Raw genomic sequence first — 10,997 nt, 5'->3', positions numbered from 1 at the left:
TCGAGGTAGCGCTGGCCGCCGGAGACGGTGACGGACTGGGTCAGACCGGTGGTCGGGTCGGCGTCGGAGTCCTTGGTGGGGTCGTTGCCGGAGCCGCGGGAGGTGACCTTGGCGCCCTGCGGCAGCGTGGTGAGGTCGAACTGGACCTGGTAGGTGCCGTCGGGCAGCTTGTCGAACAGGTACTTGCCGTCCGCGTCGGTCGTGGTGCTGACCGGCTGGCCGTCCTTGTCGCGCACCGGCTGGCCGTTACCGTCCAGCAGGTTGACCTTGACGCCCGCGACGCCGGTGTCGCCGGGCTTCTGGACGCCGGAGCCGTCCTTGTCGACCCAGACGAAGTCACCGATGGCGTTGTTCGGCTCGGTGACCCGCTTCACCGCCACGCCGACCTTGGCCGGCTCGGCGGGCAGCAACTGCCGGCCCTCGTTGTCGGTGGCGGTGAAGGCGAAGCTGTTCCAGGCGTACTCGGTGTCCGGCGCGTCGAACGGGGCGACCATCGGCCAGGTCAGGGTGAACGACTCCCCCGAGGCCATGGCGCCGGCGCGGTGGATGCGGAACCAGGTTGCCGTCCCCGGGGCGGGGAAGGTGGTGCTCCAGACCGCGTCCGCGTTGCAGCCGGTCCGGTCGACGAGCGCGCTCTCGACACAGGGGTTGGGGTCGGTGGTGTACTCGATCACCACGGTCGGGTCGCTGCTGACGATCGCCTCGCTCAGCGACGGCGTCCAGGTGCTGCCGCGCTGCGCGTCCTGGGTGAGGACGTAGTTGTCGCCCGGGGCGGGCAGCTTGTCGTAGGCGATGAAGTCGGTGACCGGGTCCGGCGAGTCGTTGCGGACGGTCATCCGGTACGAGATGCGGCCGCCGGGGGTGGCGGTCCCGATGCTCAGGTAGTCGGAGTCGAGGTCGCCCTTCACCTCCTTGAACGAGCGCAGCACGCTCGGCACGTCCACCTGGATCTTGGAGGAGGCGTGGCAGAGCAGCTCGGTGGTGTTGCCGTTGCCGTTGAGGTCCAGGACGTCCGGGGTGCTGCCGCTGTCGGAGCCGGAGAACATGCAGGCGACCGGGTTGGTCGGCTGGTCGACGGTCACGTAGACGTCGTTGGTCAGCTCACCGGAGCGGATGCTGCTGGCGACCTGGACGTCGAAGAGCATCCGGTAGGCCAGCGGGTCGTGCAGGTAGGTCGAGTCGGGAGTGCCGGCCGGCCACTGCATCCTCAGCAGCTGGCGGCCGTCGGGGCCGGGGGTGACGGTGATCGACTCGGGGGCCTTGGCGTCCGGGTAGTTCGGGTCCGGCCGGGCGGAGCCGTCGATGTAGACGACGCCGGGCGGCAGCAGGTCGAGCAGGACGAGCGGGCGGTCCAGGTCGCGGGCGCTGCGGTTGTAGGGGATGACCTGGAAGGTGGCCTTGCCGCCGGGGGCGGACAGCTCACCGGCGACGGTGGTCTTGGCCGCGCCGAGGTTGGTCGCCTCGGTGATGGTGGTGCTGGCGCAGGCGTTGGCGTTGGCGTTGTTGGTGCCGTCGGTCGCCGAGGTGTCGACACAGTTGGTCAGCGGGACGGGGGCGGCGCGTCCGTCGTGGCCGGGGGTGGCGACCTGGGTGACCAGCTGCACCGCGTTGCCGGGGCTCCAGCCGGTGGGGATGGGGCCGTTCCAGGTGAACCGGAGGCCGTCGAGCCAGCGGCCGGCGGGGATGCCGAGGATGTCGTTGGCCGGGTCGCCCGCGCCCTCGGCGAAGGTGATCCGGCGGTTGACGGCGCCGTTGAAGGGGCTGCCGGGGTTGAAGGTCAGCCAGGTCGGGTCACCGTTGAGCCGGTACTGGAGGGTGAGCTGAATGCTGGTGGGGTTCCAGGGCTCCAGCTGGATCGACTGCGGGTAGATCCAGTTGTAGAGGCCCTCGGTGGTGCCGGCGCCCGGGTCGGTGATGGTCAGGCTGGTGGCCGGACCCGAGGTGTTGGTGGCCGACAGGCTGAAGCTGTTGATGTCGCCGGAGGTGACGGTGTCGCGCCACACCTTGCTGGCGGTCACCGCCACACCGGTGGCCGGGGGCTGGAACTGGCCGGTGGTGGTGCTGGAGGAGTCCAGCTGGGTCTCGGGGTCGGGGCCGAGCGGGTCACCCAGCAGGTCCACGTTGTTGGTGGAGGTGCTACCGGTGGGGAAGTCGGCCTCCGGGTAGTACACGACCAGCGCGCCGGGGTTGCGGCAGCCGCCGCGGCCGTTGCCGGAGACGAACGGGCCGATGTCGAAGCCCCAGGTGTTGGGACCGGGGGCGACCTGGCTCCAGCCGGGGGAGCGGCCGGTGTCGACCACCGCGCCGGGCGGCAGGGTGTCGAACAGGCGGCTGGTGTCCAGGTCGACGTTGGGCACGTTGTCGGTGGCGCAGGTACTGAACTGGTAGGTGACGGTGCGCCCGTCCTGGCTGCTGGTCTGGATGCCCTTGGTCACCGTGTACTTGGGCTCGACCTCGGCCTTGGTGTCGGCGCTCGCGTTCTGCGAGGTCTCACCGGTGGCGCTCATGGTCGCCGAGTTGGTGGAGGTGGCGCCGTTGGGGGTGGTGAAGTTGGGGTACTTCATCACCACCGTGATGGTGGCGGTGGTGCCGGGGCTGAGGTTCTGCAGCTTGATGTCCATCGTGCCGCCCATCGCGCCCGTCGCGGGCACGGTGGAGGCGGCCTGGTCGACCGAGGAGGGGTCGGGGGTCCAGCCGACGAACTGCATGTTCGCGGGCAGGGTGTCGAGAATCTGGCCGCCGGTGCACTCATTGATCGAACAGGTGTACCGGAGGGTGTAGGTGACGTTCTCCCCCGGGGAGACGGTCGCCTTGTCCACGCTCTTGGTGAAGGAGATCGCGGCCTGCGCCGGTGGGGCGATCAGGCCGCTGCCCAGGAGGGTTCCTCCTAGGAGGGCGAGAACCGAGGCGATCCGCCCGGTCCGGAAGGGAATACGCATAGCGGACAGTTGATCCGACCGCCCGCCACCCGACCGGGCGGCGCGAGCGCGGCTGACGGTGTTTCACCTTGTCAGACGAGCGTCAAATCCCACGGCCCGGTTCGGACGGGATCGGAACCGGGGCCGAGCCGGTGTGGAGGACGTCGCGGGCCTGCTCGGCGGCACGGCTGATGCTCTCGCCGACGAAGTCCATGAAGCGTGCGATGTTCTCCAGACGAACGGCCGCCGGGGTGCCGGTGCCGAGGACGCCGACCCCCTCCCGGGCGGTCTCGGCGAACCGGGCGTGGGCCTGGGCGGCGGAGATCATCGACTGGTACCAGACGTCGCCGTCGACGACGTAGCGCTCGCGGCGGCGCTCGTCGCGTTCGCGGCGGACGAGCCCCTGGGCCTCCAGGAAGGTGATCGCCTTGGAGACGGACGCCGGGCTCACCTGGAGGCGCCGGACGAGCTCGGCCGCGGTGACGCTGCCCTCGTCGGTGGTGAACAGGCAGGTCAGGACCCGGGCCATCATCCTCGGCAGGCCCTGCTGCATCACCAGGGCGGTGAACACCTCCTCGTACGCGCGCACGGCCTCGGTGTCGCGTCCGTGGGCGGTCGGCTCGGGCGGCTGAGGCCCGCGGGGGGCGGCCTGGCGGCTCCGGTGGGCGCGGCGCTCGGTGGCGCGGTGGGCCAGGTCGGCGCGGTAGGCGGTGGGGCCGCCGTTGCGCATCACCTCGCGGGTGACGGTCGAGGTGGGGCGGTCCAGGCGTCTGGCGATCTCCGCGTAGGCGAGTCCGTCGGCCACCCCGAGTGCGATCTGCTGGCGTTCCTGCTGGGTGAGTCTGCCTCCCGGCACCGCGGTCTCCCTTCGTGTGGCATCCGGCCCCCGCAGCATAGCGTTCAGTCGCCTTCAATGCAACGAATGATCGGATTGACGTTGCATTGAAAAGAGATCGGTTGCAACGATATCAGGGCATTGACCTGCCGTGATAGGCATTCTGTGCAACGTAACTGTTGAGAGATTGGCGAACGCAACGTAGCGTTCGTGATGTCGGAAACAGAAGCGGGACCAGAGGAGAGCAGCACCGTGAAGAGCTTCGCCACCACCGCCCCGATCACCGCCGTCATCGATCTGCCGGCCGGGCGGGTCCAGGTGATCGCCGCCGACCGCGCCGACGCCACCGTCGAGGTGCGGCCCGCCGAGCCCGGCCGCGGCCGGGACATCCGGACCGCGGAGCGGACCGCCGTCGAGTTCCAGGACGGCGTCCTGCGGATCGCCGCCGTGCCCGACGGCCGGCTGAGCGGCGCCGGCGCCGTGGAGGTCACCGTCCAGGTGCCCGTCGGCTCCCGGATCGAGGTGACCTCGGAGAGCACCGAGCTCCGGGCCGTCGGTCGGCTCGGTGACGTCGTCGTCGAGGGCGCCTACCGTCGGATCAAGATCGACGAGGCCGACAGCGTGCGGCTGACCGCGGTCGACGGCGACGTCGAGATCGGCCGGCTCAACGGCCCGGCCGGGATCAGCACCTCCCGGGGCGCCATCCGGATCGCCGAGGCGGTGCGCGGCGCTGTGGTGCTCCGCACCGAGTCCGGGGACATCGAGGTGGCCGTCGCGGCCGGGGTCCCCGCCGCCCTGGACGCCGGCACCGGCCACGGCCGGATCAGCAACAGCCTGCGCAACGACGGTGCCGCGGTGGTCGACATCCGCGCCACCACCTCCCACGGCGACATCGCCGCCCGGAGCCTGTGACCGGCCGGGCGCCCGGTGCCCGGCACCGGGGGCCGCGCCGCCGGCGGTGCCGGTGGTGCCCCACCCGCCCCCCGGCGGGCGGGGCGGGTCAGGACGCGGCCGGAACCGCCGCGGCGGCCGGTACCAGCCGGCCGTCGGCGAGGGTGAGCACCTCGTCGACGGCGTCGAGGGCGGCGTGGTCGTGGGTGACCAGCAGCGTGGTGCGGCCGCGGGTCGCGTCCAGGACGTCGGCGAGGACGGCGGTGGCGGTGTCCGGGTCGAGCCCCTCGGTCGGCTCGTCCAGGACCAGTACCGGCGGGTCCGCGAGCAGGGCGCGGGCGAGCAGCAGCCGTCGGCGCTGGCCGCCCGAGACGGTGGCGCCGTCCCCGCCGAGCATGGTCTCCCAGCCCTCGGGGAGGGAGTCGATCCAGTCGAGCAGCCGGGCCCGGCGGGCCGCGTCGCACAGCTCCTCGTCGGTGGCGTCGGGGCGGGCCAGCCGCAGATTGGCCCGAATGGTGGTGTGGAAGACATGGGCGTCCTGGGTCATGCCGGTGATCGCCCGGCGGACGTCGGCGCCCGCGCAGTCCCGCAGCTCGCGGCCACCGAGGCGGATGCTGCCGCCCTCGTACGGGACGAACCGCATCAGGGCCGCGATCAGGGTGGACTTGCCGGAGCCGCTGGCACCGACCAGGGCGACCCGGTGGCCGGGCGGCAGCCGCAGGCTGACACCGTCCAGGACGGCCGGGCCGTCGGGACGGTGACGCACCCGCAGGCCGGTGACCTCCACGCCGAGCGGCCCGTCGAGCGGGAGCGGGGTCGGGTCGACCGGGTCGGTGACCGGGGCCGGGGTGTCCATCAGGTCGGCGAGGCGGCGGGCGGAGGCCCAGACGTCGGCCAGCCTGCGGGCGGCGGTCGGCAGGCCGGCGAGGGCGTCGAAGGAGACCAGGGCCAGCACCGCGAGCACGGTGAGCTGGACGGCGGGCAGCCGGCCGTCCGCGTGCGCGCGCAGGCCGAGCCAGGTGACCCCGACCGTGGCCGCGGCCTGGAGCAGCAGCACCACGGCGGAGGCGAGCGAGGTGGTGAGCGCCCGGCGGTCCTCCAGGGCGGCGATCCTGGCGGTGGCCGCCGAGGTCCGGGCGTGGGCGCGCCCCCGGGCGCCGTACGCGGCGAGGTCGGCCGCGCCCCGGGTCAGGTCGACGGTGAGCGCGGCGAGTTCGGCGCGCGCGGCCTTCTCCGTCCGCCCGGTCCGGCGGGTCAGCGTGAGCACCAGGGCGGGTACCACGAGCCCGGCGAGGATCAGCAGCAGGGCGAGCAGCAGCCCGGCCGGCGGGAGCAGCGCCAGCGCGGTGCCGGCGGCGGCCGCGGCGACCAGGACGGCGGCGGTGACCGGGATCAGCACCCGGAGCAGCAGGTCCTGCGCGGCGTCGACGTCGTCGACCAGGCGGGTCAGCAGGTCGCCGCCGCGGAAGGCGGGGGTGCCGGCCGGGGCGAGCGGGACGAGCGCCTCGTACACCCGGGCCCGGAAGCCGGCCACGGCGCGGAGCGTGCCGTCGTGCCCGAGCAGGCGGTCGGCGTAGCGCAGGGTGCCCCGGCCGAGGGCGAGGGCGCGGACGGCGACGATCGCGACGGCGACGGCGGCGATCGGCGGCTGTTCGGCGGCGCGGGTGATCAGCCAGGCGGCGGTGGCCATCAGCGCGGCGCCGCTGAGTTCGCTGCCGGCGGCGGCGAGGACGGCGGGCAGCAGCCGGCGCCAGTGCGGCAGCAGGTGGCGCAGCAGGCGGAGAGTGGGGTGGGAGCCGGGGGCGGTGAGGTCGGGCATCGGAGCTCCGGGGGCGTGCGGGTGGGGCGCGGGGGTTGCGGTGCCGGGGAGAGGCGTGTCGGCCAGAGGCATGCCGGGGAGGGCGGCCGGGGCGGGGCGGGTCATGAGCGGACCAGCCCGGTGAGGTCCGCGGCGGCCCGGTGGGACGGCGCGGGCCCGACGGTGCCGGCCCGGACGGTGAGGATCCGGTCGGCGTGCGGCAGCAGGCCGGTCCGGTGGGCGACCACGATCGCGGTGCGCCCGCGCATCAGCTCGGCGGTGGCCCGGGTCACGGCGGCCTCGCTCTCCGGGTCCAGGTGGGCGGTGGGCTCGTCGAGGAGCAGCACGGGCGCGTCCTTGAGGAAGGCGCGGGCCAGGGCGGTGCGCTGGCGCTGGCCGGCCGAGAGCCCGGCGCCGTGCTCGCCGAGCACGGTGTCGTAGCCCTGCGGCAGTGCCGCTATGAAGCCGTCGGCGCAGGCGGCCCGGGCGGCGGCCCGGACCTCGGCGTCGGAGGCGTCCGGGCGGCCCAGGCGGATGTTGTCGGCGACGGAGGTGGCGAACAGGTGCGGACGCTGCGGCACCCACGCCACCTGGGCGAGCCAGGCGTCGGGGTCGAGCGCGGCGAGGTCGGTGCCGTCGACCAGGACCCGGCCGGCGCCGGGGGTGACGAAGCCGAGCAGGAGGGCGAGCAGGGTGGACTTGCCGGCGCCGCTCGGGCCGACCAGGGCCAGGTGCTCGCCGGGGTGGACGGTGAGCGAGACGTCGGTGAGGGCGGGGTCGGCGCGGTCGGGGTGGTGGACGGTGACACCGTCGAGGCGCAGCCGCGCGGTGCCGGCCTCGGGGACCGGGACCGGGGCCTTGAGCCGGAGCGGGGCGGTCGGGGCTCCGGCCTTCGGGTCGCCCGCGCTGCCGGTGCCGGTCGCGCTGTCCGTGGCGTTCGCGTTGTCCGTGCTGTTCGCGTCGGCGTCGGCGTCGTCGTCCAGGAGGGCGAAGACCCGCTCGGCCACCGCGATGCCCTCGGCACTGTCGTGGAAGGCCGCGCCCGCCGCGCGCAGCGGCAGGTATGCCTCCGGGGCGAGGAAGAGCACGACCAGGGCGGTGCGCAGGTCGAGCGCGCCGTCCAGCAGTCGCAGGCCGACCGGGACGGCGACCAGCGCCACGGACAGGGTGGCGACCGTCTCCAGGACGAGCGAGGAGAGGAAGGCGACCCGCAGCGTCCGCATGGTGGCCCGCCGGTGCGCCTCGGCCATCTCCCGCACCACCACGGTCTGGTGGCGTTCGCGGCCGAACGCGCGCAGGGTGGGCAGTCCGGCGACGACGTCCAGGAAGTGGCCGCCCAGCCGGGCCAGCAGCCGCCACTGCCGGGCGGTGCGCTGGGCGGTGTGCAGGCCGACGAGCGCGCCGAACACCGGGATCAGCGGCAGGGTGATCACGATGATCAGCGCGGAGGTCCAGTCGGCGAGGCCGAGCCGGACGACCACCACCAGCGGGACGACGGCGGTGGCCGCCATGGTGGGCAGGTAGCCGGTGAGGTAGGGGTCCAGGGCGTCGAGGCCGCGGGTGAGCAGGGTCGCGGTCTCGCCGTGCCGGCCGGCGGTCAGCCGCCGGGGGGCGGTGTCCCGCAGATGACCGGCCAGGCGGTCGCGCAGGGCCCGCTTGGTCGCGGCGGCGGCGCGCTGGGCGAGGGCGCCCCGGGTCCAGGCCAGCAGGGCGCGCAGGGCGAGGACGGCGCCGAGCGCGACCAGCGGGCCGGTCCACCGGCCGCGTCCGGCGAAGCCGTCGGCGAGCAGGCCGGCCAGCAGCTCGGCCTGGCCGACGACGAGTCCGGCGCCGAGCATGGCGAGTCCGGTGGAGATGGTCAAGTGGCGCCGGAGCGCCGGGATCTCGCGCCGCAGGCGGCGTTCGGCCGGCTTCATCCCGTGGTCCCTCCGTGGTCCGCCAGGCGGTCGGACGCCGTCGGCCGGCCGCCGCGGTGGGCTGCCGGCCGACGGCGGTCGGTCAGAAGTAGCTGGGGTGGCGCCGGCCGGTGCGGCCGCGGAACGCCCACCAGCTCCAGCCCTGGTAGAGCAGGATCAGCGGGACGACCACCACGCCGAACCCGATCAGCACCTTCAGCGTGGCCCCGTCGGCGACGGCCTCGTCGACGGTGATCCCGCCGCCGGCGGAGGCCGACAGCAGGTAGGGGTACTGGCCGGCCCCGATCAGCAGCACCGGCAGCGCGGTGGCCAGGCAGGTGGCGGTGAAGGCGAGCGCGTCGCGGCCCCGGTTCAGGTACCACCACCCGGCCGCGAGGGCCGCCACGACCAGGGCGAACAGGACCGCGGAGGTCCCCGTCCTGGTCATCGAGGCGCCGGCGCCGAACAGCGAGAGCAGCAGCGCCAGGGCTCCGGCGGCGCCCGCCGCGGCGAGCAGGGTGGCGCCGACCCGCCGGGCGGCGGCGGCGGTCCCGGGCTCCGAGCGGAGCGCGACGAAGGCCGCGCCGTGCCCGGCGAAGAGCAGCGCGGTGGCCACCCCGCAGGTCAGCGCGAACGGTCCGAACACCTCGCCGGCGCCGATGTGGAAGGAACCGTCGGCCCGGCGGGGCACGCCGTGCAGCAGCAGGCCGACCACGATGCCCCAGCACACGGCGGGCAGCGCGCCGCCGAGGACCACCAGGGCGTTCCACACCTTGGCCGCCCGCGGGCCGCGGGAGCGGCCGCGCAGCTGGATCGCGGCGTTGCCGAGCACCAGACCGGCCAGGATCGCCACGATCAGCGGGTAGAGGCCGGAGAGCAGGCTGCCCTCCAGGTGCGGGAAGGCGCCGAACATCACGCCGGCGAAGGCGACCAGCCAGACCTCGTTGCCGAGGAAGAACGGCGCGATCGCGTCGAGCGCGGCGTTCCGTCCGCCGGGTCCGGTGCCGGTCCCGGCACCCGCTCCGGTGGCCGGGACGTCGTCCGGCCGGGGACCCGCGTCGGCGGAGCCGAGGAACGGGGACAGCATCTGGGCGCCGTAGTCGTAGCCGCCCAGTACGAAGTAGCCGGCGAGCAGCAGGCCGAGGAGGGCCAGCCAGAGGGTCTCCAGGCTCATTTAGCCCAACCTTCCGTCACATCAGAGGAGTTCGTCTCGGTGCGGGAGCGGTCGGCCCGCTCAGAAGGCCGGGACCGGCTGCTTCTCGTCGGCGCCGCCGGAACCGGGCAGGTCGTCCGGGAGCGGTTCGCCGGCGCCGAGCTGGGCTCCGTCCGGGCCGCGGCGGGCGAAGCGGGTGATCAGCGTCCAGTTGGTCACCGCGAGGGCGAGGAAGATGGCGATGAACACCGTGCAGGACACGATCAGGGAGCCCTTGCTCACGTTCGAGACGGCGTCGTCCACGGTCAACTGGCCGTACACGAGCCACGGCTGGCGGCCGATCTCGCGCACCACCCAGCCGCCGACGGAGGCGATGAAGGGCAGCGGGACGATCGCGGTCATCAGGTAGGCGAGCCAGCGCTTGCGCACCAGCAGGTCCTTCAGCAGCAGGAAGACGGCGATGAAGGTGATGGTCGAGACCGTGTTGCCGAGGATGGTCATCAGGTCCATCGAGTTCTTCACCCAGCCCGTCCAGGGCAGGTAGTCCCCGGGGCCGTGCGCGGCGACCTCCTGGGCCTGCGCCGCGGCGAGGTCGCCGCCGTTCAGGATCGCGGCCTTGACCGGCTGGGTCTTCTCGATGACCGGCACCTGGAGGTTGCCCACGATGATGACGAAGAAGGAGGAGAGCATGCTCACCCAGACGCCCAGGCGCAGCGAGCTCCGGAAGAGCTCGGTCTCCTCGGTTCCCCTGGCGAAGTGCCAGGCGCTGACGCCGGCCACGAAGATGCCGCCGGTGGTGAGCGCGGCGAGCGCGATGTGGGCCAGGGCCACCTGGGCGTTGGCGTTGGTGACCAGGGCCCAGAAGTCGGTCAGATAGGCGACGCCGTCGCGGACCTCGTAGCCCACCGGGTGCTGGAGGAAGCCGTTGGCGACCAGGATCCAGAACGCGGACAGGTAGGCGGTCAGCGCGACCAGCCAGATCAGCGCGACGTGCACGCCGCGCCGCATCCGGCCCCAGCCGAAGATCCACATGCCGAGGAAGGTCGACTCGGCGAAGAAGGCGATCAGGGTCTCCAGGGCCAGCGGCGCGCCGAAGACGTTGCCCGCGAACTTGCTGAGTCCGCTCCAGCTGAGCCCGAACTGGAACTCCATGACGATGCCGGTCACGATGCCGACCGCGTAGTTGATGACGTAGAGCTGGCCCCAGAAGCGAGTCATGCGCTCCCGGACCGCGCGTTTGGCGAGGTCGCGGGTGTACGCGGCCCGGGTGTGCATGATCGCCACGATGGGGACCAGCCCCATGGTGAGGATGACGAACAGCCAGTGCACGCTGGTGGTGGCCGCGAACTGGAGTCGGGCCAGATCCGCAGCGCTCATGATGCGACCTTCCTGGGGGGCGGTTGGCCTCCGGGTCGGCGGACGGATGAGGGGTCGGGGAGGCGCCCGGGGGAAGCGGACGCGGGGAGGGGGAGGGTTCCTCGCTCGCGTGTGCAGGTGGCGGGCATCG

7 protein-coding genes are annotated in these 10,997 nt (G+C 73.6%); 1 reads left to right on the top strand and 6 read right to left on the bottom strand.

Annotated elements, in window-relative coordinates; genetic code table 11:
• Positions 1-2,939: SdrD B-like domain-containing protein (locus ACIQ9P_RS27835; RefSeq protein ID WP_402361744.1), on the bottom strand; the 2,939-nt coding region annotated here is incomplete at its 3' end.
• Between the two features lie 82 nt (positions 2,940-3,021).
• On the bottom strand, positions 3,022-3,774 hold the full coding sequence (locus tag ACIQ9P_RS27830; protein WP_402361741.1) for a helix-turn-helix domain-containing protein: 753 nt from the start codon (positions 3,772-3,774) through the stop codon (positions 3,022-3,024).
• A 231-nt stretch (positions 3,775-4,005) separates the two neighbouring features.
• Between ACIQ9P_RS27830 and ACIQ9P_RS27825 the strand changes: the two genes are divergently transcribed.
• Positions 4,006-4,665 (top strand): DUF4097 family beta strand repeat-containing protein, encoded by a 660-nt coding sequence (locus ACIQ9P_RS27825; protein ID WP_402361738.1) that lies wholly within the window; start codon positions 4,006-4,008, stop codon positions 4,663-4,665.
• A gap of 88 nt (positions 4,666-4,753) precedes the next feature.
• Here ACIQ9P_RS27825 and cydC read toward each other — a convergent pair whose 3' ends face one another.
• The 4 genes from cydC to ACIQ9P_RS27805 form a co-directional block, all read right to left on the bottom strand.
• Positions 4,754-6,463 (bottom strand): thiol reductant ABC exporter subunit CydC, encoded by a 1,710-nt coding sequence (gene cydC, locus ACIQ9P_RS27820; protein ID WP_402361735.1) that lies wholly within the window; start codon positions 6,461-6,463, stop codon positions 4,754-4,756.
• 101 nt (positions 6,464-6,564) lie between these two features.
• Entirely contained in the window at positions 6,565-8,358 is a 1,794-nt protein-coding gene (cydD, locus tag ACIQ9P_RS27815; protein WP_402361732.1) for a thiol reductant ABC exporter subunit CydD, read from the bottom strand.
• An 82-nt stretch (positions 8,359-8,440) separates the two neighbouring features.
• Complete coding sequence (locus ACIQ9P_RS27810; RefSeq protein ID WP_402361729.1) at positions 8,441-9,511, bottom strand: cytochrome d ubiquinol oxidase subunit II; 1,071 nt, start codon at positions 9,509-9,511, stop codon at positions 8,441-8,443.
• 60 nt (positions 9,512-9,571) lie between these two features.
• A complete protein-coding gene (locus ACIQ9P_RS27805) occupies positions 9,572-10,867 on the bottom strand; it encodes a cytochrome ubiquinol oxidase subunit I (RefSeq protein ID WP_402361726.1) in 1,296 nt (431 codons plus the stop codon).
• Between the last annotated feature and the right edge of the window lie 130 nt (positions 10,868-10,997).

It is taken from the genome of Kitasatospora sp. NPDC094019, from assembly GCF_044764505.1.
GTDB lineage: Bacteria > Actinomycetota > Actinomycetes > Streptomycetales > Streptomycetaceae > Kitasatospora.
Note: the sequence above shows the minus strand (reverse complement) of the source record. Positions and strands in the feature narration are given on the sequence as shown.